Annotated in this window: 21 protein-coding genes; 17 read left to right on the forward strand and 4 right to left on the reverse strand. The window is 42.1% G+C overall.

Features of this window, described 5'->3' with window-relative positions; all coding sequences use genetic code 11:
- Positions 1-130 precede the first annotated feature (130 nt).
- The 10 genes from KPL72_RS12070 (at position 131) to KPL72_RS12115 (ending at position 11,095) form a co-directional block, all read left to right on the forward strand.
- A complete protein-coding gene (locus tag KPL72_RS12070) occupies positions 131-1,828 on the forward strand; it encodes an AMP-binding protein (protein ID WP_283248005.1) in 1,698 nt (565 codons plus the stop codon).
- 41 nt (positions 1,829-1,869) lie between these two features.
- Entirely contained in the window at positions 1,870-2,430 is a 561-nt protein-coding gene (locus tag KPL72_RS12075; RefSeq protein ID WP_219702932.1) for a DUF2889 domain-containing protein, read from the forward strand.
- The gene (locus tag KPL72_RS12080; RefSeq protein WP_212918348.1) at positions 2,430-3,185 is read left to right on the forward strand and encodes an enoyl-CoA hydratase-related protein; all 756 of its coding nucleotides are present in this window, start codon (positions 2,430-2,432) and stop codon (positions 3,183-3,185) included. The genes KPL72_RS12075 and KPL72_RS12080 overlap by 1 nt, the downstream gene beginning before the upstream one ends.
- Before the next feature lie 414 nt (positions 3,186-3,599).
- Positions 3,600-4,370, forward strand: coding sequence for an electron transfer flavoprotein subunit beta/FixA family protein (locus KPL72_RS12085; RefSeq protein ID WP_219702934.1), 771 nt, complete (start codon positions 3,600-3,602; stop codon positions 4,368-4,370).
- Positions 4,367-5,296, forward strand: a complete 930-nt coding sequence (locus tag KPL72_RS12090) for an electron transfer flavoprotein subunit alpha/FixB family protein (RefSeq protein WP_219702936.1) — start codon at positions 4,367-4,369, stop codon at positions 5,294-5,296. Before KPL72_RS12085 ends, KPL72_RS12090 begins: the two co-directional genes overlap by 4 nt.
- A 117-nt stretch (positions 5,297-5,413) precedes the next feature.
- On the forward strand, positions 5,414-7,564 hold the full coding sequence (fadB, locus tag KPL72_RS12095; RefSeq protein WP_219702937.1) for a fatty acid oxidation complex subunit alpha FadB: 2,151 nt from the start codon (positions 5,414-5,416) through the stop codon (positions 7,562-7,564).
- Between the two features lie 27 nt (positions 7,565-7,591).
- Positions 7,592-8,767 (forward strand): acetyl-CoA C-acyltransferase FadA, encoded by a 1,176-nt coding sequence (gene fadA, locus KPL72_RS12100; protein ID WP_219702939.1) that lies wholly within the window; start codon positions 7,592-7,594, stop codon positions 8,765-8,767.
- A gap of 211 nt (positions 8,768-8,978) precedes the next feature.
- Positions 8,979-9,953, forward strand: a complete 975-nt coding sequence (locus tag KPL72_RS12105; RefSeq protein ID WP_219702941.1) for a D-2-hydroxyacid dehydrogenase family protein — start codon at positions 8,979-8,981, stop codon at positions 9,951-9,953.
- A gap of 81 nt (positions 9,954-10,034) precedes the next feature.
- Positions 10,035-10,523: an inner membrane protein YiaA gene (gene yiaA, locus KPL72_RS12110; protein WP_219702944.1), complete on the forward strand. Its 489-nt coding sequence runs from the start codon at positions 10,035-10,037 to the stop codon at positions 10,521-10,523.
- A gap of 149 nt (positions 10,524-10,672) precedes the next feature.
- Positions 10,673-11,095, forward strand: a complete 423-nt coding sequence (locus KPL72_RS12115; protein ID WP_219702946.1) for a hypothetical protein — start codon at positions 10,673-10,675, stop codon at positions 11,093-11,095.
- A 92-nt stretch (positions 11,096-11,187) separates the two neighbouring features.
- Here the strand turns inward: KPL72_RS12115 and KPL72_RS12120 are convergent, their stop codons facing one another.
- From KPL72_RS12120 to codB, 3 genes are all read right to left on the reverse strand, one after another.
- The gene (locus KPL72_RS12120) at positions 11,188-13,017 is read right to left on the reverse strand and encodes a methyl-accepting chemotaxis protein (protein WP_249422229.1); all 1,830 of its coding nucleotides are present in this window, start codon (positions 13,015-13,017) and stop codon (positions 11,188-11,190) included.
- A 471-nt stretch (positions 13,018-13,488) separates the two neighbouring features.
- Entirely contained in the window at positions 13,489-14,745 is a 1,257-nt protein-coding gene (gene codA / locus KPL72_RS12125) for a cytosine deaminase (protein WP_219702948.1), read from the reverse strand.
- Between the two features lie 107 nt (positions 14,746-14,852).
- The gene (codB, locus tag KPL72_RS12130; protein WP_219702950.1) at positions 14,853-16,097 is read right to left on the reverse strand and encodes a cytosine permease; all 1,245 of its coding nucleotides are present in this window, start codon (positions 16,095-16,097) and stop codon (positions 14,853-14,855) included.
- Between the two features lie 284 nt (positions 16,098-16,381).
- Between codB and katG the strand changes: the two genes are divergently transcribed.
- The 7 genes from katG to iolG all read left to right on the forward strand — a co-directional run bounded on the left by katG (position 16,382) and on the right by iolG (position 25,411).
- Positions 16,382-18,595 carry a catalase/peroxidase HPI gene (katG, locus tag KPL72_RS12135; RefSeq protein ID WP_219702952.1) on the forward strand — a complete coding sequence of 738 codons (2,214 nt, stop codon included), beginning with the start codon at positions 16,382-16,384 and terminating at the stop codon, positions 18,593-18,595.
- Positions 18,596-18,853: 258 nt separating this feature from the next.
- A complete protein-coding gene (locus KPL72_RS12140; RefSeq protein WP_219702954.1) occupies positions 18,854-20,734 on the forward strand; it encodes a methyl-accepting chemotaxis protein in 1,881 nt (626 codons plus the stop codon).
- A 137-nt stretch (positions 20,735-20,871) separates the two neighbouring features.
- Positions 20,872-21,324, forward strand: a complete 453-nt coding sequence (locus KPL72_RS12145; RefSeq protein ID WP_212918360.1) for a DUF2127 domain-containing protein — start codon at positions 20,872-20,874, stop codon at positions 21,322-21,324.
- Positions 21,325-21,357: 33 nt separating this feature from the next.
- The gene (locus KPL72_RS12150; RefSeq protein ID WP_219702956.1) at positions 21,358-21,777 is read left to right on the forward strand and encodes a GNAT family acetyltransferase; all 420 of its coding nucleotides are present in this window, start codon (positions 21,358-21,360) and stop codon (positions 21,775-21,777) included.
- Positions 21,778-22,175: 398 nt separating this feature from the next.
- A complete protein-coding gene (locus KPL72_RS12155; RefSeq protein WP_219702958.1) occupies positions 22,176-23,339 on the forward strand; it encodes a Gfo/Idh/MocA family protein in 1,164 nt (387 codons plus the stop codon).
- 53 nt (positions 23,340-23,392) lie between these two features.
- On the forward strand, positions 23,393-24,208 hold the full coding sequence (iolB, locus tag KPL72_RS12160) for a 5-deoxy-glucuronate isomerase (protein WP_219702960.1): 816 nt from the start codon (positions 23,393-23,395) through the stop codon (positions 24,206-24,208).
- A gap of 204 nt (positions 24,209-24,412) precedes the next feature.
- On the forward strand, positions 24,413-25,411 hold the full coding sequence (iolG, locus tag KPL72_RS12165) for an inositol 2-dehydrogenase (RefSeq protein ID WP_212918364.1): 999 nt from the start codon (positions 24,413-24,415) through the stop codon (positions 25,409-25,411).
- A 77-nt stretch (positions 25,412-25,488) separates the two neighbouring features.
- Here the strand turns inward: iolG and KPL72_RS12170 are convergent, their stop codons facing one another.
- Complete coding sequence (locus KPL72_RS12170; RefSeq protein WP_219702962.1) at positions 25,489-26,562, reverse strand: DUF748 domain-containing protein; 1,074 nt, start codon at positions 26,560-26,562, stop codon at positions 25,489-25,491.
- Positions 26,563-26,616: the final 54 nt, after the last annotated feature.

A 26,616-nucleotide genomic window follows, 5' to 3' on the forward strand; every position in this document is an offset into this window, starting at 1 on the left:
GAGCTTTTGTACTGAGATTTTACACGATACTGTACTCGCCAATACTTTGTTAAGAGCGACTTGGCTTAGTTGGTTTAATCGTGAAAGAGTCTCGCATTCTCCTAAATAAAAAAAACAAATGGAGCTTATTATGACAATGGACACTTCTGCTCATAGCAATGTAAGCACTGGAAAAGCGCCAGGCAGCTATTTACCAGAATCGCTTAATCCACATGGTTACCAATCCTTAACAGATGTTTTGGCATTGGCTGCGAAAAAATTTGCCGATAGACCTGCTTTTACGAGTGTTGGCAGAACATTGACGTATCGAGAACTAAATGAGAAATCTGATCAGTTTGCGGCCTATCTTCAGCACGAAACAGATTTATTGCCCGGTGATCGGATTGCGGTACAACTACCTAATGTTATTCAATATCCTGTCGTGCTATTCGGTGCTATGAAAGCCGGCTTGATTGTTGTCAATACCAATCCACTTTACACGCCAAAAGAGCTTCAACATCAATTTAACGATTCGGGTGCAAAAGCTTTGGTCGTGTTTGCGAACATGGCGCATAACGTCGAAAAAATATTGGCTAAAACGTCAATAAAACACGTCATTATTACTGAAATTGCTGATTTTCACTCTCCATTAAAACGCTTGCTAGTGAACTCCGTTGTTAAGTATGTGAAGAAAATGGTGCCTGCTTACCATATTACGGGAGCTTTGACGCTAAATGATGTGTTGGTCAAAGGTAAAGGTAAGCGGGTAACTAAAGTCGAAGGTAAGCCTGAACAAATTGTGGTGCTGCAATATACTGGCGGCACAACAGGTGTTGCGAAAGGGGCGATGCTGACGAATGCTAATTTGATTGCCAATATGTATCAGTTAAGCTCGAGATTGCATTCTATTATTGATGATCAGAATGAAGTCTATATTGCTCCGCTGCCGCTTTATCATATCTATGCTTTTCTAATTCATGGTCTGACGTTATTAGAGCGCGGCGCTCATACAGTATTAATTCCTAATCCTCGAGATTTACCTGGCTTTGTTAAAGAACTGAAGAAATGGCCATTTACAGGCTTTGTCGGATTGAACACTTTATTCGTGGGCTTGTGTAACAAAGCTGAATTCAAAGCACTCGATTTTTCTACGCTTAAACTAACCTGTTCTGGTGGTATGCCTCTAACTCACGCTGCTGCAGACGAGTGGGAGAGAGTTACTGGTTGTAAAATAGTCGAGGGTTATGGTTTAACCGAAACATCACCTGTTGTGTCTTTTAATCCAATTGGTAAAGAGCGTATTGGTACAATTGGTCTTCCTGTAGCGGAAACTGACATTAAGATCCAAGGACGTGATGGTGAAGCTTTGCCACAAGGTGAAGCGGGGATGCTTTGTGTGCGCGGCCCTCAGGTGATGAAGGGTTATTGGAATCGTGAAGAAGCGACCCGAGAAGTGATGACAGAAGATGGTTTTTTAATTACAGGTGATATTGCTATGCAGCACCCTGATGGTTATTTACAAATCGTCGATCGTGCGAAAGATATGATCATTGTATCTGGCTTCAATGTGTATCCAACGGAAGTGGAAGATTGCCTTTCTTCTCATCCATCAATTTTGGAATCAGCTGCTATTGGTGTGCCTGATGACAAAACGGGTGAGTCAGTAAAAGCCTTTGTCGTTTTAAGAGCGAACGTTGACACACTTGATGAAAAAGCCTTGCGCTTGTACTGCAAAGAAAATCTTGCGGCTTACAAGGTTCCTAAATTTGTTGAAATTCGCAAAGAACTGCCAAAGACCAATGTGGGGAAAGTCTTGCGTCGTGCGTTGCGCGAACAAGAGCAGGCATAAAGCTTGTTTTAAAAGCCTTTTGACGTATTGGGAGAGCGGTAATGGCACAGATTAAGCGTAATCTAATGCACCGACGTTGCATAGAATCCTATGGTTTTTTGCGTGAGGATGGCTTCTGGGATATAGAGGCTACCATGCAAGACCTTAAGGCTTATGATGTTAATCGTGAGTTTGATGGCAGCTTGGTGCCGGAAGGCAGTCCTTTTCATGATATTCGTGTTTGCTTAACACTAGACGACACCTTTTTAATTAAAGAAGTGTCGGTTTCTATGGATTCCTATCCTTTTCCTAGTTGTGGTGGTGCTGCGCCTAGTTTCTCGATTCTAAAAGGTACTCGCATTGAGTCAGGTTGGAATCGTTGGTTAAAGGAAACTTTTAGCGGCAAAGTAGGTTGTACTCATGTTTTGGAGCTTTTCCCAGTCATTGCTACGACTGCTTTTCAGACTATGTGGGGACCGTTAGGAAAAAAATATCCGAAACATGTCCCTGCTGCACTGACTAAGCTGATTAATAGTTGTCATGGTTGGTCTGAAGACGGCCCAATGGTTCGTAAGTTGGTTGATGAACAGGTACTTAAACTACCATCAGAGGAGAATCAGTAATGAGTGATTTTGTTACTGAAAGCATTGAGTCTGGTGTGCAGATTTTGTGCCTAAATAGAGTCGAAAAAAAGAACGCGATTACATTAGATATGTATCAAGCATTAACTAATTCCTTGCGTAGCGCGGAACTTAACCCTGATATAAAAGTGACGTTAATTCACGGAGCGGGGAATGATTTTTCGTCGGGCAATGATATTAATGAGTTTGTTCAGATAGCTCAAACACCAGAGAAAATGGAAGCTATTATGGCTTTCTTGCAAGTATTAAGTAGTTTTAAAAAGCCTCTTATTGCAGGTGTAGAAGGTCGAGCCGTTGGTGTTGGCGCAACTATGCTGCTTCATTGTGATTTGGTTCTTTCCTCACGTGCCGCTCGCTTACAATTTCCCTTTGTACAATTAGGATTGGTGCCCGAGGCCGCGTCGAGTCATCTATTACCTCAGTTAGTTGGTCATCAAAAAGCCTTTGAAATATTAGTGTTAGGCGACATTGTTAGCGCGGAACAAGCCTATGAACTTGGACTGATAAATCACTTATGTGAAGAGGGTGAGGCTTATAAAATGGCGTTGTTTTATGCTGAAAAAACAGCGGCATTGCCTGTTGAGGCTGTGGCATTAAGTAAGGATCTATTGAAATATCGAGGTCAGGATGATGTTCAAATGGCGTTAATGCGAGAGGGACGGATTTTCAAAGATCGTTTGCGCTCAACAGAAGCTCATCAAGCTTTTACAGCATTTTTGTCGCGTAATAAAAAATAGTGTTATTTGGCAAATAAAGCTACTTTAAAGCTCCACTGTTTCAGTGGGGCTTTTTTGTTTCTGACATGCATTGAGATCTCTACACTGAAACAGTAGATTATTGCGCTTACTGAACTCGTCAATTCTTTATTTAATCCATATTTTCACCATTTAATTTCATTGCAACGTACTAAACTGATTCTAATCAAAGCTTGAGGTGTGTTCTTTTCTTCATGAATAAAGCGTATCTTGATCAGGCTTGAATATTTTTGTCAGTTAACTGGCGCTTTTTTGTTATTGATGAAAACCATTCCCAAACTACTATAGAGGGTAAGTAAAGAGTTCTATTGATAGGGAATATTTGCATGCTACCAATCTGGTGAAAATCTGGACTGAATGTATGAAACAGAACTTAATAATAAATACGAGGGGCTTATGAAAATCTTAGTATCTGTAAAACGAGTCATAGACTACAACGTCAAAGTTCGAGTCAAAGCCGACCATACTGCGGTCGATCTTACCAATGTAAAAATGTCCATGAACCCTTTCTGTGAAATCGCAGTGGAGGAAGCTATTCGTTTAAAAGAAAAAGGTGTGGCATCTGAAGTTGTGGTGGTCTCTGTTGGCTCAAAGTCTTGTCAGGAGACCTTGCGTACCGCAATGGCATTAGGTGCAGACCGCGCTATTCAAGTTGAAACAGAAGATGGTTTAGATTCTTTATCTGTCGCCAAACTTATCGCCAAAGTTGCTCAAGATGAAGCCGCTGATTTGGTGATTATGGGTAAGCAAGCGATTGATTCTGATAATAATCAGACGGGTCAAATGGTTGCTGCATTACTGGATTATCCTCAAGCGACGTTCGCGTCTGAGGTTGTTATTGAAAACGGTGAAGCACAAACTTCCCATGAAATAAAAGTAACTCGTGAAATTGATGGTGGTTTGCAAACCTTGGCGATTACGCTACCTGCGGTTGTTACCACAGATCTTCGTCTAAACGAGCCTCGCTTTGCGTCTCTGCCTAATATTATGAAAGCGAAGAAAAAACCATTGGATGTAAAAACACCTGCCGATCTCGGCGTGGAAGTTGGGTCTAAAGTCAGCATCGTATCTGTTACGCCGCCGCCACAACGCGCTGGTGGTATTAAAGTTGGCTCTGTTGCTGAGTTAGTAGACAAACTTAAAAATGAAGCGAAGGTGGTGTCATGAGCGTTTTAATCATTGCAGAACACGATAACAAATCTCTAAAGCCTGCGACCTTAAACACAGTGACCGCAGCAACACAAATTGATGCTGATGTTCATGTATTGGTTGTCGGTTTTGAATGCCAAACCGTCGTCGAGCAGGCTTCACAAGTGGCTGGCGTCACCAAGGTATTGGTCGCTGACAATGCCGCTTATGAGCATCAGTTGGCAGAAAATGTTTCTAAATTGGTGGTTGAAGTCGCTAGCGACTACGAACACATTTTAGCGCCAGCAACGACGACGGGTAAAAATACCTTGCCGCGTGTAGCAGCGCTATTAAATGTGGCTCAGTTATCCGATGTGATCAAAGTCGAAGCAGCGGACACCTTTGTACGCCCAATCTATGCAGGCAATGCCATTGCGAAGGTAAAAACAACGGACGCGGTAAAAGTGCTAACTATTCGTACAACGGGTTTTGATGCCGCTGCAAGCTCTGGTGGAAATGCCGAGCGCCAAGTGCTTTCTCAAGTTATTACTTCAGATCGTAGCCGTTTTGTGAAAGAGCAATTAGCCGAGTCTGACCGTCCTGAATTGACAGCAGCCAGTGTGATTATTTCTGGTGGTCGAGGCATGGGCAATGGCGAGAACTTCAAATTACTAGAAGGTGTTGCAGACAAACTAGGCGCTGCCATTGGTGCTTCCCGTGCCGCAGTGGATGCAGGTTTTGTACCAAATGATTTACAAGTGGGTCAAACAGGTAAAACCGTTGCGCCAGATCTTTACATCGCGGTTGGCATTTCCGGTGCCATCCAGCATTTGGCTGGTATGAAAGACTCTAAGGTAATTGTTGCAATTAACAAAGATGAAGACGCGCCAATCTTTCAAGTAGCCGATTATGGTTTAGTGGCTGATTTGTTTGATGCCGTGCCAGAGCTAGAAAAAAGCCTGTAATTTTTTATAGAAAGTCGCCTGTTTGAGCTTTTGACAAAGCTCAAACAGCTTTTAAATACCGGATAGCGGTGAAAGATAGTTTTGCCGCTATCAAAATAAAAATAATTGGAGACCAGCATGATTTTCGAAGGACAAGCAGTCAAGGTTGCAGTCGATGATGCCGGCGTGGCAACCGTCACTCTGGATTTGGTCGGTGAATCGGTCAATAAATTCAATAGTCTTACCTTGAATGAATTGGCCGAAGCCGTTACTGCGCTAAAACACATTGACGACCTGCAAGGTGTTATCTTTGCCAGCGCAAAAGATGTTTTTGTCGTCGGTGCGGACATCACCGAATTTACCACTTGGTTCAAACTTGAAGATGACGATTTAGAGGATAAATTGCGTCATGCTCACAGTATCTTCAACGACATTTCAAATCTTTGCTGTCCAACTGTAGCAGCTATTAATGGTATCGCTCTTGGTGGTGGCATGGAACTGGCATTGGCTTGTGATTACCGTGTTATGGCAAGCACTGCGAAAATCGGTTTACCAGAAACTCAATTGGGTATTTACCCAGGATGGGGCGGTACTGTTCGTTTACCTCGTCTAATCGGTGCAGATAATGCCTGTGAGTGGATTTGTGGTGGTGCTCAGAAACGCAGTGAAGATGCTTTTAAAGACGGCGCTGTTGATGCGGTCGTTCCTGCTGAAAAAGTGAATGAATCCGCTCGTCATCTTATCCAACAAGTACTTGATGGTAAGTTGGATTATCATGCTCGTCGTGATGAATTACGTGCGCCTATGGTATTTTCTCCAATTGAAAAAATGATGGTTTTCGAATCGGTTCGCGGTGTGGTTGGAGCTAAAGCTGGCAAACATTACCCTGCGCCTATGGCTGCAATTAAAACCATTGAGAAAGGCATCAGCCAAGACATGGAAAAAGCCCTTGATACCGAAATCAAAGGTTTTATTAAACTTGCTAAAGGTCCTGTTGCTAAATCCTTGGTGAACTTATTCTTAAGTGACCAACAGATTAAGAAAACCGCAGGCAGATACGCTAAAAATGCGACGCCAGTTAAACAAGCAGCGGTATTGGGTGCAGGTATTATGGGTGGCGGTGTTGCTTATCAGTCTGCGTCAAAAGGCACGCCAATTATCATGAAAGATATTCGTCCTGAAGCCCTAGAGTTAGGTTTGAGTGAAGCGAATAAGCTATTCAACGGTCAAGTAGAGCGCGGGCGTTTAACAACCGAAAAAGCCTTTAAAGCCATGAACGCGATTATTCCTGCCCTGAGTTATGGCGAATTCGAACATGTTGATCTAGTAGTCGAAGCGGTAGTTGAAAACGTTAAAATCAAAAAGTCTGTTTTGGCGGAAGTAGAAACTAAGATAGCCGACGACGCCATTCTGACGTCTAACACGTCAACGATTTCTATTACTGAATTGGCAAAAGATCTAAAACGCCCAGAAAATTTCTGTGGTATGCACTTCTTTAACCCAGTGCATCGTATGCCGTTGGTAGAGGTTATCCGCGGTGAAAAAACTAGCGATGCAGCAATCGCCAAAACGGTTGCTTATGCTCAAGCCATGGGTAAAACACCTGTTGTGGTAAATGACTGCCCAGGATTCCTTGTGAACCGTGTGTTGTTCCCTTACTTCGCTGGTTTCTCCTTGATGATGCAAGAGGGTGCGGATTTCCAAGTGGTAGATAAAACCATGGAGAAATTTGGTTGGCCAATGGGGCCAGCTTATTTACTTGACGTGGTTGGTATCGACACGGCTTATCATGCGGATCAGGTCATGGCAGAAGGCTTCCCAGATCGTATGAAGCATGAAGGCACAAACGCAGTAGATTGTTTATTCGAGTTGGAGCGCTTTGGTCAGAAAAACGGTAAAGGTTTTTATACCTACGAGCCAGATCGTAAAGGTAAACCAAAGAAAATATTTAATGAAGAAATCGATGTTTTGCTTTCTTCCATAGTTGTATCCAAATCTGAATTGAGCGAAGACGACATAGTGGCACGCATGATGATTCCACTTTGTATTGAAACAGTACGTTGCCTTGAAGAAAATATCGTGGCATCGGCGGCAGAAGCGGACATGGGGTTGATTTACGGTATTGGTTTCCCTCCATATCTTGGCGGTGCTCTGCACTACTTAGACCAAATGGGACTGCAGGCCTTTTGTGACCTTGCAGACAAATACAGCCACTTAGGTAAGTTGTACGAGCCAACCGCAAAAATGCGTGAAATGGCGAAGAACAACGACACTTTTTACGGCGCATAATTTCCCATAGGCTAGAGGAGAATCTCCATGAAACTGAATCCAAATGATGTCGTTATTATCGACGCTGTTCGCTCACCAATGGGTAAAACAAAAAATGGCGTATTTCGTAATGTGCGAGCAGAAAACTTATCTGCAGCGCTGGTAAAAGCATTGTTCAAACGTAATCCAAATGTCGATCAGAAAGACGTAGAAGACTTAATCTGGGGTTGTGTTAACCAAACCTTAGAGCAAGGTTTTAACATGGCGCGAGCTGTGTCTTTGTTGGCTGGTTTGCCGATCACTTGTGCGGCACAAACCGTGAACCGTCTTTGTGGTTCGTCTATGTCCGCGATTCATACGGCAGCTCAAGCTATCATGACGGGACAAGGTGATGTGTTTGTCGTCGGTGGTGTTGAACATATGGGTCACGTTGGCATGATGCACGGGGTGGATGTAAACCCTGCGCTCTCAAAACATATGGCGAAAGCCTCCATGATGATGGGCGTTACTGCAGAAATGCTAGGCAAAATGCACGGCGTTAGTCGTGAAGCACAAGATGCCTTTGCAGTACGTTCACATCGTCTAGCTCATGAAGCGACGTTGCAAGGTCGTTTCAATAACGAAATTGTTTCCATCGAAGGCCACGATGCGGATGGCAACAAGATCCTAGTGGAAGTGGATGAAGTGATTCGTCCAGAAACCTCTATGGAATCGTTAGCTAAGTTAGCCCCAGTGTTTATGCCGAAGGTCGGTACAGTGACCGCAGGTACATCTTCTGCTTTGTCTGACGGCGCATCCGCTATGTTGATGATGTCTGCGAAAAAAGCCGAAGAATTAGGTTTAACGCCTATTGCTAAAGTACGCAGCATGGCCGTTGCCGGCTGTGATCCAGCGATTATGGGTTACGGTCCAGTGCCTGCTACGAAGAAAGCCCTAAAACGTGCTGGTTTGACTATCGCCGATATTGATATTGTCGAACTAAACGAAGCCTTCGCAGCTCAGTCTATTCCAGTACTAAAAGATCTTGGTTTGCTGGATTTTGTTGACGATAAAGTGAACTTGAATGGTGGTGCGATTGCCCTTGGTCATCCACTTGGCTGTTCTGGTACGCGTATTTCAACAACCTTGTTAAATGTGATGCGTGAAAAAGACGCGACCGTTGGCCTAGCGACCATGTGTATTGGTATGGGGCAGGGTATAGCGACGGTATTTGAGCGTGTGTAAATGCACGACTAATGTGTTCATGACGTCGTGAATAGGGTTCAATTAAGCACATGAAGTTATGTGCCTCCTTGCTTTAGAACAGCAAAATGTAATCTCTGTCTTTAGCCCCGCCATGTGCGGGGCTTTTTTTGCTCTGGTGTTTTGTACAATCTTGGACGATGATAAGTAGCATTAACTAAGCGATAACAGATGAGTAAACGAGGATTGTTTCGTGAAAATAGCAATATTAGATGACTATCAAAATAGTGTTAAAGACCTTGCATGCTTCAATGTTTTACAAGGCCATGATGTACATGTATTTAATGAGAGTTTTACAAATACTGAAGATTTAGTCACCAATCTAAAGGATTTTGATGCGCTTGTTTTGATACGTGAACGTACCGTTATTTCGGAAGAATTACTCGATAATTTGCCTAATTTAAAACTGATTAGCCAGACAGGAAAAATCAGTAATCATATTGATGCCAAGCTTTGCCATAAATACGGTGTTGCCGTGGCAGAAGGCGTTGGCTCTCCGGTTGCGCCATCTGAATTATGCTGGGGTTTGATTATGTCGGCGAGTCGACATATTCCCGAGTATGTAGCGCAATTTTCACAAGGTCAATGGCAACAGTCTGGGGCTCTAGGGTTAGGTCGAGTATTAAACGGATCTGTTTTGGGAATTTGGGGATACGGCAAAATCGGTCAACGTATCGCGCAATATGCCAAAGCCTTTGGTATGAAGGTGATGGTTTGGGGAAGTGAAAGTTCCAGATCATTGGCACAAGAACATGGATTTTCAGCAGCACAATCGAAAGCGGAGTTCTTTCAAACTGCCGATATTATCACTTTGCATTTGCGACTCAATGACGCCACCAAAGCTATTGTGACGCAAGCGGATTTGGCTTTGATGAAGTCTGATTCTTTGTTGGTAAATACTAGTCGTGCCGAGTTGCTCGAAAGTGGTGCCTTGTATAGTGAGATGTCTTCAAATCCAAGTAAACGAGCGGCTGTTGATGTATTCGAAACGGAACCTGCGAATACTAATAATGAGCCTTTACTATCTTTGCCAAATGTATTGTGTACGCCGCATATTGGTTATGTAGAAAAGTCTAGCTACGAGCTTTACTTCAAAATTGCTTTTGAAAATGTTGTGGCTTTCGCCAATGGTAAAGCGGAAAATTTGATCATTGTTGATAAACATTAAATATGTTTAGTGTAAAATTGGTGAGGCGAAATCCCTTTAGGGAAGACAAATAATGAATGGACTTTAAGGATCATGACAAAAATGAATTCAGCAGAACAAAAAATTAATCAGCCGACTACGGCTTATATCTTTGCAACATGGGCTGCAATGGCTATTGGGGTTTTAGGTTATTTAATTGGATTGTGGAACGCAGCGCTTGAATTTAATGAAAAAGGCTATTATCTAGCTGTTTTTTTGTTATCCATGTTTGCTGCTGTCACTTTGCAAAAGACAGTGCGGGATAAAGAAGAAGGAATCCCTGTCACGGGCATTTTTTCTAGTATATGTTGGGTGGCTTTTTTAGCTGGAATTGTCTTGTTAATTGTAGGTTTGTTTAATGCTCAAATGCAGCTAAGTGAAAAAGGCTTTTATTGTATGGCATTTGCTCTATCTTTATTTGCTGTGATCACAACACAGAAAAATATTCGAGACTTAGCTAGTGTCCCAAACAAAGAAAATATGAGTTTTTCTACTTCTTCTCAAAAATCAGAGAGTGCGCAAAAAGCTGATAATTCTTTAAGCGCAGAATGAGCTACCAACTAAATCTGTTTATCAATAGTAGCTCTCAGTAAACCATCTTGATTTAACCTATATTATGTAGGTTAACAACGGAAATTGATGATGGTATGGTAAAATTGCTGTGCCTCTTGGATATATTTTTAATTACATAGGATGTCGTGATGAAATTTTTTGTACCTATGCTGTTTGTTGCAGCGCCTGCCATATTTTCTTCCAGCTTGCTAATCGCTGAAGAAACCACAGAAGCGCCGGTTTGTGAAATCAAAGATATAACGTCTTTTTCTTACATGGAAAATCTTCCGCCTAATAGCGACATAGATGTTGGGGCGATATATAAAGCAAAAACAGACGAGCTTATTGCTTTTGGCAAAAAGAATAATCTAGAAGATTTTCAAGTCATTAGCCAAGATGCGTCTTTTAGCCCTAATTGCTGTGGTAATTATGGCTCACAAGTAAACATGAATTATACCGTTAGCTATAAGCCTAGCTATGATGCATTTAACGCTTTCCGTAAATTTGCGGGGATGGGAGCCGTGTCAACGTATCGTGTTGGTATGGAAAACTGTCCTATAGAGAATAAATAATTAACTGTCTTGCTCTTTAACTGCAGGTGTTAAAGAGCAAGACGCTATTTTTACTTCATTTTATCTTTTACTAATCTCTATCTCTAGTAACACTAGATTTTAAAGTTTCCTACTTCATTATTTAGTGTTTTATACAAATTTGTTATTTGTGTGGACTGTTTGTTTATTAGGTTTGAGACGTCTTTCACGCCATCGGTTTGTTCTTTCAACTCTATCAGGCTTTGATTTATACCATCTGACAGGGTGGCTTGTGCAAGTGTCGCTTTGGCCGTTTTTGATGCCATTTTTTGTACTTTTTCGAATGAATAGTTGAGGGAGTCAAAGATGTTGATAACGCTATCAAAATTTGACGCTGTGTTGTCGGCATTATCACGGCTATTTTGAGTGGAAATCGAGGACTCTTTAACATTTAGTTTGAGTTGTTCGATGATCGTCTCTATTTCATCCGTACTGTTTTGAGTCCGAGTTGCTAATGTTCTCACCTCATCAGCGACGACGGCAAATCCTCGTCCTTGCTCACCAGCACGAGCGGCTTCTATGGCTGCGTTTAGGGCGAGTAAATTGGTCTGCTCGGCAATATTCCTAATGACCTCAAGAACTGACGAGATATTCTCTGAGCTTCTTTCTAACTCTTCAGCTCGTTTTAATGACTCTTCAATATTGCTGATTAAGCTCGAAATAGCTTTGTGTGATGTATTTACCGCTTGAATACCTTGTGCAGTTAATTTACTTGAAGCGGTAGCTTCTGTTTCTGTCTCTTTTGCCACTTCTGCCATTTGTTGGTTTGATAGATTCATCTCTTGTCCTGCATTAATCATAGATGACGATGCATTCACTAGAGCATGAGTAATATTGTTTGTGGTTTCGGAGGCGTTTTTTAACTCCGTTGTCATACTGCCAAGGGCGGATGATTGTTTATGTATATTGCTAATAATTGATCGCAGCTGTTCCACAAAACCGTCAAATTCTTTAGCTAGATCGCCAAGCTCATCTTTAGCACTTGAGTTGATTCTTTGTGTTAAATCGCCGTCACCTTCTGCAATTTCTCGAATACGACGTCCCATATTCTCTACATTTTTAGTGATTTTGAGGGGAATGATATAGCCAAAAATAAGAGAAATGATAAAGGCGATAGCCGTAACTATCATGGCGATTTCTTGATTACGTGCGATATTTTTTTTGGTTATTTCTTCAATTTCTCTGGAATGCTTTCTTACTGCTTCACCTGCTTTGTCCAAAAGTGAACGAATGGCTGCAAATTTTTCGTCTGCATTTATTATTTCTTGCGGAAGTTTGTTAGATGTTTGAGCCTCAGGAGATTCAAAATGAACTAGACTCCCTTCAAACCATTCATTAAAAAGTACATCAAATTCACTGTAAGGTTTTGCGAGTTCAGGTTCATGTATAAGGTAGCCTCTATATGCTCTAAACCTTTCCAATGCTTGCGCTGAATTTAGTTTGAAGTCTTCTTTATTATCAGTACGATCGCCAATGCCATTAATGATTCTTTGTTGTGCTAAACGTGCTTGGTACAAATCTCTATCCGCATTCAATACTTCAGTAATTGCTTCTACATAGTTATTTAGTTCGGCAGCGGAATTTATTTGGTCTTGTATATTGTGGGTGTGCGCTCGTAATTTTTCCCCCGCATCATCGAGCATATTGCGAATGACTTGGAATTTATTATCTAACGCTATCATTGTTTCTGAAAACTGAACGCTGCCTTTTGAGGTGTCAATGAGACTCTCGCTTGATTTTAGCCATTCGTTATAAAGCGTATTAAAAGAGTCAAAAGGCGCGAGAAGATCTTTTGGTTCATCGGCAAGGAACTGTCTATATAGTTGAAAACGATCAAACACTTGTTGGGCGTTTTCTCTAAAATCGGCCTCATTGCCATTTTTTGGCCCTTGGCCATCGAGCATTTTTTCTTGTGCTAGTCGTGCTTGATAAATGTCTCGGTCAGCATTTAATACTTCTGAAATAGCTTCAAAATAATGCTCTGCCTGTAACTTCATATTATTTTTTTGTATGCTGCTCATCAGCATCATAAAGGCAAAAAGAGAGATTAAAATAATCGATAGAAAGATGATAGGGAGCATCATCTTGATCCGAATAGAATGGATACGCATGTATAATCCTTTATCAGTTTGTAAGTTAATTACAGTCTAGGAAAGGATATTTATTAGCGCAAAAAAATAGTGATCAATTTTTAAACTAATGCACACCTTTTTTAGTGACAGTTTTATGTTGTGTTCAATAAAACTCGAAAAATTAGAAAAGGTGAGAGCGTGGCGATGTCTTTCACCTTTTTTCTAGAAAAGTCTTTTTTAATTAAAAATGACTGGGTGTATCTCTTAGATATCGGCAATCATTTTTATGTTTTTACTGGCTAATTATTTTATTACTTGTGTAATCCAAGGTTGAGTGATCACCTGAGACGGCTTGCGTTGCATGATGATTTCACCATGGCGTACAGACAGTAATACTTCACCTTGCTGACGCAGCACACTGTAGTCGTCATACCCTTCCAACAAGATAAAGTTTGCTGCGTTGCCTACTTCTATCCCATAACCTTGCAAACACATAGTGCGAGCGCTGTTGTCTGTGATCATATCTAGAGCGCTGGCGTAGTCTTGATACCCCATCATCTGGCAGATGTGCATGGCGTAATCCAATGTGCGTAGCAGCTTGCCATTACCTAGTGAATACCAAGGATCGAAGATAGAATCTTGGCCTAGGCAAACATTGATATTAGCTTCTCTTAATTCTTTAACTCTGGTCACGCCACGGCGTTTAGGGTAAGTATCAAAGCGACCTTGTAAGTGAATGCTTTCGGTTGGGCAGGATATAAAGCTAATACCGGAGTTTTTCAATAAACGAAACAGCTTCGAGCAATAGGCATTGTCATAAGAGTGCATGGCCGTGGTATGACTTGCAGTGACTTTAGATCCCATGTCATGAAACAGAGCCTCACAGGCCAGAAACTCCAAGAAGCGTGAGTTTGGATCGTCAATTTCATCACAATGAACATCAATCAAACGGTCGTATTTTTTTGCCAGTTCTATTATCAGCTTGACGGATTTCTCACCCAGTTCACGAGTGTATTCAAAGTGTGGAATCCCGCCGACCACATCGGCACCAATTTCTAAGGCTTCTTCCATCAGCTTTAAGCCATTTGGGTAAGACAGCATGCCATCTTGTGGGAAGGCAACCACTTGTAAATCGATTTTGTCTTTCAATTCATCACGCAGAGCGCAAAGGGTTCGAACGCCTATTAACGTCGGATCAGTGGTGTCTGCATGAGTTCGAATGGCTTGTACACCGTTTTGTACCAGTAACTCTATGGTCGATAGTGCGCGGCGACGAATGTCGGCTTCATTCAACATAGGCTTGCGCTGGCTCCAGCGTTCAATGCCTTCGAAAAGGGTACCGCTTTGATTCCATTCTGGTTCGCCAGCAGTAAGGGCGGCATCAAGATGAATATGTGGCTCGACAAATGGTGCGCAAACTAGTTTACCATCAGCATCTATAGCATTATCAGCTGCTGTTAATGTATTTTCTTGTACCTCAATTTTGCTGAAACGGCCTTCATCAATATAGATAGAAAATAGCTCTGAACGTTGGCGCAAACGGGCGTTAATAATGTGCATAAAAACCTCAATCGTGTTGCAGAGCAGGCGTGGAAACCTGTTCTTCGATGTTGTGATGGTGAAATAATATTTTCTCGATAATCAATGCATTTATCACATGGTTTCTATCATGCAGTGACGGTTTGTCTATGAGATAGAAAAGATAATACGCCATAAACCACTATTGCGACAAAGACCCCAACAATAGGTGGCATCATCGGAGATGTGTAGGCTGCTGCTGAGGCGATGGCATAAGAGCAAAGCCCAATCCAATTAAAAGCGGGCAAGTTTGCGTTGGCTAGCAATGGATATTGGCCTTTATGGCGCAAGCAAAAATCAGCCATGATTACACCACCAATTGGCGGGATAAATGTTCCTAACAAGACCAGAAAAGGAATGAGAAAGTTATACATGCCAAATACCGCCATGACGGTACCAATGGCTGCGCCAGCGATGGTCACAACTCGACGCTTATCGGTTCGAAGAAGATTGCAGCCGGCGACGGCAAAGTTGTAAATGGTATTGTCTTGAGTTGTCCAAATATTGAGAAACAACATAAGCACAGCCAGTACCATAAAGCCTTGCGCGAGCATGACGTCGACAATATCAGCTTGCTGGTAAATTAACGTACCAAGTGCTCCGGTTAATACCATCAGGCCATTGCCTAAAAAGAAGGCCCCCATGGTTGCCCAAATAGCGACTTTTCCGCTATTGGCGAATCGGCTCCAGTTAGTTGCTTGAGTGGCACCACTGACAAAGGTGCCAATTACTATGGTGATAGCTGCGGTGAAACTCAAACTTTGTGTTGGCTCAATGCCAAACAAAGCGGATATACCGCCAACATCGACTAATCCTGTGTAAAGGCTGATTAAAATAAAAATGAGCATGGCAGGAACCGCTACTCGGGACAAGATATCCATGCCACGAAAACCAATCATGGCGGTTATACAAAAAGCCATGCCGAATAAAATCATTAAGGGCGTTTGCCATGCTTCTGGTATGTTCGTAATTTTGACTAACACAATTGCAAGCGTTGCTGTTCCCCATGCGTACCAGCCAATTTGAGTGAAGCCAAGTATGAAGTCTGCTAACTTGCTGCCAATTTCACCAAAGCAAAACCTTCCCATTAGGACACTATTTAAACCACTTTTATAGGCAATGAATGCTAATGCAGAAGCATAAATGCCTAGCAGAAAGTTACCGACTAAAATAACTAAGAGTAACTCTGAAAATGAAAACGCGGCTCCTAATGTTCCTCCAGCCCACATGGTTGCGGTAAAAAAGGTAAAACCAAGCAGAATCACTGCCATTGGCAGTAGTCCTCGGCGTTTATCTTTAGGCACTTCAATTAATGGATAATCTGATTGCGTCATAGTTGTTCCCCATGATGATTTAGTCAAAGTCACTTATTTGTGGTTTCCTTTAGTTTATAAGCAACTTATGAACCAGTTTTGGGTAAATGCTTTTTATCAAATGAGTTTGTGGCGAGATTATGAAAAATGGTCACAATTGATTAGGTAAAAGCCAAGGCAGTCATTGCCTATTGTCTTCTTAGTTTTTATTTATTAGTTACTCACTCTTTTTAAGTTTATAACTATAGTTAATGAAGTGTTACTGAAAAATAAGATGTTCTAAGCAGCAAGTAGGAGAGAGCGTTATGTCTAACGAAAAGATGTCGAATGAAGGTAAGTGTCCTTTTAATCATGGTGCCGCAGGTGCAAATCAATCATCTGGCCGCGGTACATCAAACAAAGACTGGTGGCCGAATCAGTTGAACTTAAACATTCTTCACCAGCATTCGCCAAAATCTAACCCAATGGGCGAAGATTTTGATTATGCCAAAGAATTTAATAGCTTAGATCTTGAAGCGCTTCGCAAAGATTTATTTGCGTTGATGACAGACTCTCAAGATTGGTGGCCGGCTGATTACGGTCATTATGGCCCATTCTTCATCCGCATGGCTTGGCACAGTGCAGGTACGTATCGTACGGCTGATGGTCGTGGCGGTGCGACGTCAGGTACTCAGCGTTTTGCACCATTAAACAGCTGGCCAGATAATGTTAACTTAGATAAAGCGCGTCGCTTGCTTTGGCCTATTAAGCAAAAATACGGCCGTAAGATCTCTTGGGCAGATTTGATGATCTTAACGGGGAACTGTGCATTGGAATCCATGGGCTTCAAAACGTTTGGTTTTGCTGGTGGTCGTGTTGACGTATGGCAGCCTGAAGAAGACATTTATTGGGGAACTGAGAAAACTTGGCTAGATGATGAACGTTATACTGGCGATCGTGAACTTGAAAACCCTTTAGCAGCCGTACAAATGGGTTTAATTTATGTTAACCCAGAAGGTCCAGATGGTAAGCCCGATACGCTCGCTTCCGCCCGTGATATTCGCGATACTTTTGAACGTATGGCGATGAACGACGAAGAAACCGTTGCCTTGATTGCTGGTGGCCATACCTTCGGTAAAGCCCATGGTGCAGGTGATGCCGCTCAAGTTGGCGCTGATCCAGAAGCGGCAGGCATTACTGAGCAAGGTTTTGGTTGGAGTAATAGTATGGGCACGGGGAAAGGTGTCGATACTATTTCTAGTGGTCTTGAAGGCGCTTGGACGAAGAGCCCAATTGCTTGGGACAACGGTTACTTTGAAAACTTGTTTGAGTATGATTGGGAATTAACTAAGAGCCCAGCAGGCGCTTGGCAGTGGACTCCAAAAGGTGGTGCGGCAGCAAACTCTGTTCCAGATGCTCATGATTCATCTAAACGTCATGCGCCAATTATGTTTACATCGGATTTGGCATTACGTGATGATCCGATTTATGCGCCAATTTCTAAACGTTTTTATGAGAATCCAGATCAACTTGCCGATGCGTTTGCTCGTGCCTGGTACAAATTGACTCACCGTGACATGGGTCCAGTGGCTCGTTACCTCGGGCCTCTAGTGCCACAAGAAGAGTTGGTATGGCAGGATCCGATTCCAGCGGTGACGTATGTTTCGGTTAATGACCAAGACATTGCAGACCTTAAAGTAAAAATTCAAGCTTCTGGATTGTCCATTGCACAGCTTGTTTCTACAGCTTGGGCTTCTGCATCGACTTACCGTGGTTCAGATATGCGTGGTGGTGCTAATGGTGCTCGTATTCGTTTAGCTCCACAAAAAGATTGGGCCGTAAATCAGCCTGAGCAACTTGCTAAGGTGTTGTCTGTTTTAGAGGGCATTCAAGCTGAGTTTAATGCCCAAGATTCAACTAAACAGGTTTCTCTTGCTGATTTGATCGTATTAGGTGGATCTGTTGGCGTTGAGCAGGCTGCAAAAGCAGCGGGACACAGCGTTACAGTCCCATTTACATCAGGCCGAGCTGATGCGTCTCAAGAACAAACCGATGTGGAATCCTTTGCTTTCCTTGAGCCTGCTGCAGATGGCTTCCGTAATTACTTAAAAGGTAAATACACTGTGTCTGCTGAAGAAATGTTAGTAGACAGAGCGCAATTACTAACCCTTTCAGCACCAGAAATGACAGTGTTGTTAGGTGGTCTACGTGTCTTGAATACCAATACGGGTCAATCTCAACATGGAGTTTTGACAAGCCAACCAGAAACGTTAACCAATGACTTCTTTGTGAATTTGTTGGATATGGGAACCAAGTGGTTTGCTACTTCTGAAGAAGAGGAGGAGTTCCAAGGTCGTGACCGTACAACAGGTAAGATCAAATGGACTGCAACACGTGCCGACTTAGTGTTTGGTTCTAATTCTCAACTTCGTGCTATTGCAGAAGTGTATGCGAGCTCTGATTCACAAGAACGTTTTGTGAAAGACTTTATTGCCGCATGGACTAAAGTAATGGAGTTGGATCGTTTTGATCTAGCTTAATCTCCTAGTGTTACCAACACCCAACCCTGCTTCCGAAAGGAATGCGGGGTTTTTTTATAGGAATAATTATCGGTTTTCTGCTAAAACTTTCGTTACTACAAAAAAACAACGTTTTAAAGGTGGCACTTTAATAGTTGATGTTATAAATTCCTCCGAAATTCATTGGATTGACATAATTCAATGTCATTAATTTTGTTATCTCTGAATTTGCATGGAAGTGATAAGTTTTTTTCGTTTATTTTATAGGATAATTTAGTAATGAAGGTTTCTCATAAGGTTGTCTGGTGTGCATCAATTGTTGTTGTTTTAGCATTCTCGATGTACTCGTGGTTGCAATACAGCAGCCTTAGAAGTGCATTGTTTGAGAAAACAACGACAAGTACTCAAGAAAGTAGTAAAGCTCTCGCTTTGCAGGTTAATAACTGGCTTAAAAATAAAATGGATTTGATTGAAGCTATTTCGCAAACAGTTGATGCGGACTTTAGTCCTGAAACCATTCAAAAAGCTTTCGACTTACCTATTTATAAAGACGAGTTTATTTTACTGTTTGGTGGTTTGGATATTAACGGTAGTCGAATCACCAATGATCCTAATTGGAACCCACCGGGCTGGGATGCCCGCAAACGCCCTTGGTACGGCATGGGGAAGCAGCATAAGCAAGCAGCGCTAACAGAACCTTATGTCTCGACTGAGGGCGATATTCTGATTTCTGTGATTGCAGACTTTTCTGACCATGGCCAATTTAAAGGTACTTTTGGTGGAGATCTAAATCTTAATACAGTATCTGAAGCAGTTAATGCGCTTAACTTCAATAACACAGGTTATGCGTTCCTATTGAGTAAAGATGGAAAAATAATCAGCCACCCAAATGCAGATTTGAACGGCAAATCTGTATCTAATTTATTGCAAGGTGGTGTGCCAGAACTGAGTAAAGACTTGGTTGAAAAAAAACTGGCTGACGGTACGCCTGTATATGTGTCTTTTAGTTCATTGCCTAATTTGTACGGTTCAGATTGGTATGTCGGTGTTGTTTTAGATGAAGACAAGTTATTTGCCAGTGTTCGAGAGTTTGGTTGGGTCGCTTTTTGGGGAACTTTAATTGCCGCCTTACTTGTTTCTATCGTGCTGTATTTTGTCGTGACTGGTTTGCTAAAACCACTTCGTGCTTTACATGAATCACTAAAAGATATAAATGGTGGGCAAGGGGATTTAACCAAACGCCTTGCGATTACTAGTGACGATGAATTCGGTCATGTATCGAGCGAGTTTAATAAATTTATTGATTATTTACAGAGCTTAATTGGCGAAGTAAAAAGCCAATCTCGTCATATTCGCGAAAATACAGATAAGACGGCAGTGTCTTCCGTAGAGTCATCGAAACAACTGTATACTCAGCTTAATGAGTTGGATCAACTGGCTACTGCGATGCATGAAATGTCAGCGACAGCGCATGATGTGGCAGACAACGCTCAAACAGCCGCAAGCCGTGCAAATCAAGCAGACGCTGCTGCAAAAGAGGGCGAAGTTATTGTTGATCGTACGACTACTTCGATTGCTGAGCTGACTCAGAAAATGGGCGATGTTGTAACAACTATTAATGACTTAGTGAAATATAGCGATAATATTGAATCAATTCTTACTGTTATCACCGACATAGCTGATCAGACTAATTTATTAGCCTTGAATGCTGCTATTGAGGCGGCACGAGCTGGTGAGCAAGGCCGAGGCTTTGCTGTCGTCGCCGATGAAGTGCGAACATTGGCGTCAAAAACACAAGAGTCCACAGAACAAATTAAGAAAATGATTCAACAGTTACAAACTGGGGTAAGAGGTGCTGAAAAAGCCATTCTTGAAAGCCGAGAAAACGCCAATGCAACCCAGCAAATTGCCGATCAGGCTAAGCAGTCTCTAGAGGCGATTCGCTTAAGTATCAATGAAATAAACGACATGACAGTACAGATTGCTGCTGCGGCAGAAGAGCAAAGTGCGACATCAAACGAAATCAACCGTAATACCACCAATATTCGTGATATTAGCCAGTCGGTTTCAGATGCTGCACAAGGACAGTCTGTGCTTTGTGACACTATGGTTGAAATTACCGTTGAACAAGCGAGATCTTTAGACAAATTTAAAGTGTAGCTTTGTCTAAGTTCTATCAAGGCGAGTTGGGTTTTTTGTCCTACTCGCCTTTTTTGTTTGCTCTGCAAAGCTATTGTTATCATCACTTTTTTGTCATCGAATTGATGTATGCTGGTTTTTTTTAAGAAGTGGTGCTTATGAAGTTTGAAGGTCTAAAAGCCATTGCTGTTATTGATGGTGTAAAAGGTGTATTGGCCTTATGCGTTGCATTGAGCGTAAACATAATAGCGAAGCAAGATCTCCATCAGCTTGCAGCACAGATAATGAAAAATTGGCCTATCTCGCCCAATAATTATTATATCGATTTACTGTTAACCTTTATTGAAAAACTGGCTCAGCAAGACCAAGTTTTAGTGATCTCAGTTTCCCTTATGTACGCCTGTTTTCGCTTTGTCATCGCCTATGGCTTATGGCATAAACTGCGTTGGACAGAATGGTTCGCCTTTATTAGTGGTTCGCTCTATATCCCCTTTGAGCTTTATGCTATTTATCAAACCCCCAACCTGGTCAATTTTTCGATACTGTTGTTTAACTTAGCAATAGTTGCTTATTTGTATTGGGTGCTAAAGCGTGGTGAAAAGTCGTTTTAGCGATGGCCACCAGATAGGAGAGATTTGAACTTTATGAATATTCGTCCATATGAAGAAACAGATAGAGAAGCGGTGATTGCTTTGTGGAATCAATGTAGTTTAGTGGTTCCTCAGAATGATCCGCATAAAGACATTGATCGAAAGCTGAAGGTAGATGCTGATTTGTTTCTTGTTGGCGTCGTCAATAACGACGTGGTTGCCACAGTAATGGGAGGTTATGAAGGTCATCGTGGCTGGATTAATTATCTTGCTGTTAGTCCTGATTATCAAAGAAAAGGCTATGGACAGGCAATGATGAAAGCCGTAGAAGCGTTAATTATTACTAAAGGCTGCCCCAAAATTAATCTGCAAGTCCGTAATACAAATCAAACCGTTATCGCATTTTACAATGCGATTGGTTACGGTAATGATCAAGTTGTTAGCTTAGGCAAGCGACTTGAAAACGACAACTGATTTGCTCTTTCTCTTTGTTTGCTATCGCTTATCTTGCCGCCTGAGTTAAGCCTATAAATTAAGGATATTAGTAGGTTTTAGGTTGTGAATCCTATCTGTCTAAGACGAAAATTATGGTCTATTAGAATGTATATTCCATGTTTCTTGACTGTGAATAATTCTTTTATTAGTTATCTATCCTTTTGTTATATATGAACTTATATTGTTTTTTTTAATGATGTTTTGCCGTTTTTTGATGCTTTCACGAGGGCTTTATAAAAAAACATTTTTTATCTATTGAAATAAATGAAATAAATATTCTATCATGTGTCTATCGTTAGAATAAAAACACGAAATTCTATGTATTAATGACTGATGTAGTTTGGTGGAATTAATACAACAGAATATGAGGCATGATTATGACAATAAAAAAAATGCGTGTTGGCTTGGTTGGCTCAGGCTACATGGGAAAATCACATGCGATTGCCTACCGAAATGCGATGGCAGCTTTTGCCATTCCACAAAGCCAATTACATTGTGAGATGTTAGCTGATGCAACGCCTGAATTAGCTGAAATGAAAGCCTTGGAATTGGGCTTTAATCGCTCTACAGGGGACTGGAAAAGCTTAATTAACGATCCGGATATTGATGTGGTCGATATCTGTGCTCCGAATTTTCTACATAAAGAAATTGCTTTGGCTGCCATTGCAGCAGGTAAACATGTTTATAGTGAAAAACCGTTAGCACTAAATGCTTCCGATGCGAAAGAAATGACTGAGGCTGCTGAACGAGCAGGAGTAAAAACACTGGTTGGTTTTAATTACATCAAGAACCCCACAGTGCAATTTGCTAAGCAATTAATTGCTCGTGGTGATATCGGTGACGTAGTACATTTTCGTGGCGTGTTTAATGAAGATTATCTTGCAGATGCAAATCTACCCTTTAGTTGGCGTTTGCAAAAGCAGTTTGCTGGAACGGGAGCGCTGAACGATTTAGCGTCTCATCTAGTGCAGCTGGCGACTCATTTGGTCGCACCAATTACGTCATTGTGTGCCGATCTTAAAGTGGTACATCAGCAGCGTCCTTTAGCTCAAACTTCAAGCGATTCTAAAGTCGGTGTTGGCGAAGTTGAAAACGACGATCAAGCTCATATGATGGTGCGCTTTGCTAATGGTGCACAAGGCACATTGGAGGCGTCCCGTATCGCATGGGGCAGAAAAAATGGCTTGTCTTTCGAAATCACAGGAACCAAAGGAAGCTTGATTTTCGATCAAGAAACCTTGTCCGAATTGTCTTTGTATATCGCTGAAGGTAATCCACAGACTCAAGGCTTCAAGCGTATTCTAGTGGGGCCTGAGCATCCTGATTATCAAGCATTTTGTGTTTCAGCAGGCCATGGCTTGGGTTTCAATGACATGAAAGCGGTTGAGATTCGAGACTTATTCCAAGGTGTTGTTCATGACGCTCCTTTGTGGCCAGATTTTCGAACTGCGACTCAGGTTAATATCATTCTCGACAGTGTAGTGGAATCCTATGAAAAAAGAACATGGGTTGAGGTAGAGCAATATGAAGTGAGTCGATAGTGCTTTAGACGACTGGAAATGTTCTCGATAAAATAATAACGATTGAGGTTTGTATGTCACATTTATTAAGTAAGAAACGCCCGCTCGACGGCACAACATTGACGCAGCATGTCACACCACAAAGTGCTAATTGGCGTTATGTAGGCTTTGAAGCACATCAACTTAAAGCTGGCGAGTCTGTAGTGATTCAAACTGGTACAGATGAAGTGTGCGCGGTGATTCTGTCTGGTAAAGCGAATGCTAGTACCAAGCTCGAAACTTGGGACAACATTGGTGACCGCATGAGTGTATTTGATCAAAAAGCACCATATTCAGTGTATTCGCCAGCGCAAGACGAAATTTGTATCGATGCTATTACTGATGTAGAAGTGGCATTTTGTAAGGCACCAGGCAAAGGCGGATTCCAAGCGAAATTGATCACACCGGAGCAATGTCAATATGAAACTCGTGGTGTGGCCAGCAACACTCGCCATGTGTGCAATATCTTATTCGGTAATGAACCCGCTGACAGCTTGTTAGTCTGCGAAGTGATTACGCCAAGTGGCGGCTGGTCAAGCTATCCGCCTCACAAACACGATACCGATGCGGCGCCTGCTGAAACCCAGCTGGAAGAAACTTATTATCACAAGATAGATCCGCCACAAGGCTTTGCTTTCCAACGAGTTTATACCGATGACCGAAGCATTGATGAAACCATGGCCGTGGAAGACGGTGATCTCGTCATGGTGCCAGAAGGCTATCATCCAGTTGGCGTACCTCATGGTTATCAATCCTATTATCTGAACGTCATGGCGGGGCCAAGTCGTAACTGGATTTTTCATAATGATCCGGATCATGAGTGGATTATTGAACGAGATAAAAAAATATAAATGGTTTTAATTTTTGGGCGACTACTGCGCTCGTCAATACTTTGTTAAAAATAGACTCGAATTGCTCATTTATAACCCATAAACTCCGCCTTCTCGTCTATTTTTGCCTCGTCTTGGCTTCGCTCGTAACGTCGCTTGCTTGAAAGAATATCTACAAGTCTAATAGTCGCCTTGTATAAAAAAAATAAACCTAAGGATAAAACTATGCTTAATTTTGCGTTATTTGGTGCTGGTCGAATCGGAAAAATGCACGCCCAAAATATTCAGGCGTTTGCCCAATCTAATTTAAAATATGTCTTTGATGTCTATGCGCCAGCGGCAGAGGCCGTGGCGAAAGCCACTGGTGCTAAGGTAGCGGATAGCGTAGAAGTGGCTTTAGCGGATCCTGAAGTCGATGCTGTGTTGATTGCAACCAGTACAGACACGCATGTGGACCTTATTATTAAAGCCGCTAAAGCGGGAAAAGCCATTTTGTGTGAAAAGCCAATTGATTTGGACACGGCCACGGTGAACGCGTGTTTAGAGCAAATTAAAGATTGTGGGGTGCCGATTCAGATTGGTTTTAACCGTCGTTACGACCCAAGTCATGCAGCAGTGGTCAAAGCTGCGCAAGATGGCAGTATTGGTAAGCTAGAGCAAATCATCATTACCAGTCGTGACCCAGGCATGGCGCCAGTGGAGTATCTGAAATCGTCTGGCGGTATTTTCCGCGATATGATTATTCATGATTTCGATATGGCGCGTTTTGTCTTGGGTGAAGAAATTGTTGAGTTACAAGCTTTCGGTAGTGCTATGGTGGATGAAAAGATCACCGAAATTGGTGATGTTGATAGCGTGATGCTTATTATGAAAAGCCAGTCTGGTCGCTTGATTCACATTAACGGTTCACGCCGTGCAATCTACGGTTATGATCAACGTGTGGAAGCCTTCGGCTCGGAAGGCATGGTGATTTCAAACAACCAAACGCCAACGTCGGTAACGCGTTTCACCAAAGATACGACACAAGTAAAAGATCCGCTTTATAACTTCTTTATTGATCGTTATGTGGATGCTTATAACTTGCAGCTAACGTCTTTCATTGAAAACGTTCTAGCGAAGAAACCAGTCTCTCCAAGCTTCGAAGACGGTCGTCGTGCACAAATGCTCGCTGATGCCGCACAGAAATCGTTGGAAACAGGGCAGAAAGTGACATTGAGCTGGTAATTTCTATTGAGGTGATTTAACTCAAGATAATAAAAAAGGGCTGCTAGCCCTTTTTTATTATCTGATGTTAGAGAGGTTCAATTATCACTTTTTGGTTTAAGCCCTTCAAACTTGTTATCGAACGCTTCTATAAAGGCGTTTTTCAATGCTTCTAAAACAGCGTCAAACGCACTCATTTCAGGATCCTTTAGTGAGCCTGTAATCTCGATTATAGTGGCGGCTTTGTTCGTATCGCTGTTGGTAAATAGGCCCGTTAGTCCGCCGCTTAATCCTTCCCAAGATAATTGTAATATTCCATCACCATCTTCTACGGCATCTTGTTGCCAATCCAGAATGTCGACTTTTTTGAACAAGGGTTTCACGTAACCGTTTAGTTTTCCATCCGCGGCTTTTAGCTCGCTGACAACTTCGCCTGTACCGGCTCGAAAGTCAAACCCGGCATAGGCTTGGGCAAAATCATTGAGCAAGGGCAGTGAAACGGATTCTGTTTTTAACGCGATGCTGAAGTCGTTAGAAACAAAGGGATCAAAGTCGGCGTTCATTTCCAAGGACGCGGAATTCAGCAGTTTTGCGCCTAGATTTAAGTTCGCTACACGCCTGCCATCTTGCCCTGCAATATTAGTGAGATTGGCTACTTCCGCATGAAGTTCGGTAAGTTGTACGTTAACTGGCGGTTCTGACTCGAAATTACGAAAGGCAACGCTGCCGTTGTATAAGCTGATCTTACTGATGGTAATAGGTATAAGCCCTTCGACGACGCCTTGCCAGTCGCCACCTTTGCCCGATTGGGCGTTATCCTCTTTTTCACTGTCGACAAAGTTGACCTGTGGTGAATCAAGGGAGATGTCAGCAAGAATTTCGCCTTTAAATAATGCGCGCCAGCTTAATGCAATATCTATATTGTTGATGCGAACAAATGGCACTTTGTGTGTACCTTTGATCTTTGAAATAGATAACGCTTGCAACTGATATGCACCTCGATAAAGATCTATATCGACATTTTCTATGTGTCCTGAATAGTCTCCCATATCGGACAATTTTTGATTCACTGTATAAAGTGCCCAATAGGGTAAATACAGTCTCAATATGATGAGAATACTTAAGATCATCACAAGAAAAGTGATGATGTTTTTCAGTCGTTCTGCTTTCATGCTAATTTCTCCTTGTTAGCATTTAGATTAAGGCGCAGAGCGTTTTTTCTCAAT

It is taken from the genome of Marinomonas lutimaris, from assembly GCF_019426345.1.
Classification (GTDB): domain Bacteria; phylum Pseudomonadota; class Gammaproteobacteria; order Pseudomonadales; family Marinomonadaceae; genus Marinomonas; species Marinomonas lutimaris.

What these genes read in the sequence shown, in the direction of transcription:
- codA (WP_219702948.1), bottom strand. Translation starts at nt 14,745, where the DNA reads ATGCACATTATTAACGCCCGTTTGCGCCAACGTTCAGAGCTATTTTCT.
- codB (WP_219702950.1), bottom strand. Translation starts at nt 16,097, where the DNA reads ATGACGCAATCAGATTATCCATTAATTGAAGTGCCTAAAGATAAACGC.
- KPL72_RS12080 (WP_212918348.1), top strand. Translation starts at nt 2,430, where the DNA reads ATGAGTGATTTTGTTACTGAAAGCATTGAGTCTGGTGTGCAGATTTTG.
- iolB (WP_219702960.1), top strand. Translation starts at nt 23,393, where the DNA reads ATGTCACATTTATTAAGTAAGAAACGCCCGCTCGACGGCACAACATTG.
- KPL72_RS12115 (WP_219702946.1), top strand. Translation starts at nt 10,673, where the DNA reads ATGAAATTTTTTGTACCTATGCTGTTTGTTGCAGCGCCTGCCATATTT.
- KPL72_RS12170 (WP_219702962.1), bottom strand. Translation starts at nt 26,562, where the DNA reads ATGAAAGCAGAACGACTGAAAAACATCATCACTTTTCTTGTGATGATC.
- KPL72_RS12090 (WP_219702936.1), top strand. Translation starts at nt 4,367, where the DNA reads ATGAGCGTTTTAATCATTGCAGAACACGATAACAAATCTCTAAAGCCT.
- KPL72_RS12140 (WP_219702954.1), top strand. Translation starts at nt 18,854, where the DNA reads ATGAAGGTTTCTCATAAGGTTGTCTGGTGTGCATCAATTGTTGTTGTT.
- katG (WP_219702952.1), top strand. Translation starts at nt 16,382, where the DNA reads ATGTCTAACGAAAAGATGTCGAATGAAGGTAAGTGTCCTTTTAATCAT.
- yiaA (WP_219702944.1), top strand. Translation starts at nt 10,035, where the DNA reads ATGAATTCAGCAGAACAAAAAATTAATCAGCCGACTACGGCTTATATC.
- KPL72_RS12120 (WP_249422229.1), bottom strand. Translation starts at nt 13,017, where the DNA reads ATGCTCGATGGCCAAGGGCCAAAAAATGGCAATGAGGCCGATTTTAGA.
- KPL72_RS12150 (WP_219702956.1), top strand. Translation starts at nt 21,358, where the DNA reads ATGAATATTCGTCCATATGAAGAAACAGATAGAGAAGCGGTGATTGCT.
- KPL72_RS12070 (WP_283248005.1), top strand. Translation starts at nt 131, where the DNA reads ATGACAATGGACACTTCTGCTCATAGCAATGTAAGCACTGGAAAAGCG.
- fadB (WP_219702937.1), top strand. Translation starts at nt 5,414, where the DNA reads ATGATTTTCGAAGGACAAGCAGTCAAGGTTGCAGTCGATGATGCCGGC.
- KPL72_RS12155 (WP_219702958.1), top strand. Translation starts at nt 22,176, where the DNA reads ATGACAATAAAAAAAATGCGTGTTGGCTTGGTTGGCTCAGGCTACATG.
- KPL72_RS12085 (WP_219702934.1), top strand. Translation starts at nt 3,600, where the DNA reads ATGAAAATCTTAGTATCTGTAAAACGAGTCATAGACTACAACGTCAAA.
- KPL72_RS12145 (WP_212918360.1), top strand. Translation starts at nt 20,872, where the DNA reads ATGAAGTTTGAAGGTCTAAAAGCCATTGCTGTTATTGATGGTGTAAAA.
- KPL72_RS12075 (WP_219702932.1), top strand. Translation starts at nt 1,870, where the DNA reads ATGGCACAGATTAAGCGTAATCTAATGCACCGACGTTGCATAGAATCC.
- iolG (WP_212918364.1), top strand. Translation starts at nt 24,413, where the DNA reads ATGCTTAATTTTGCGTTATTTGGTGCTGGTCGAATCGGAAAAATGCAC.
- fadA (WP_219702939.1), top strand. Translation starts at nt 7,592, where the DNA reads ATGAAACTGAATCCAAATGATGTCGTTATTATCGACGCTGTTCGCTCA.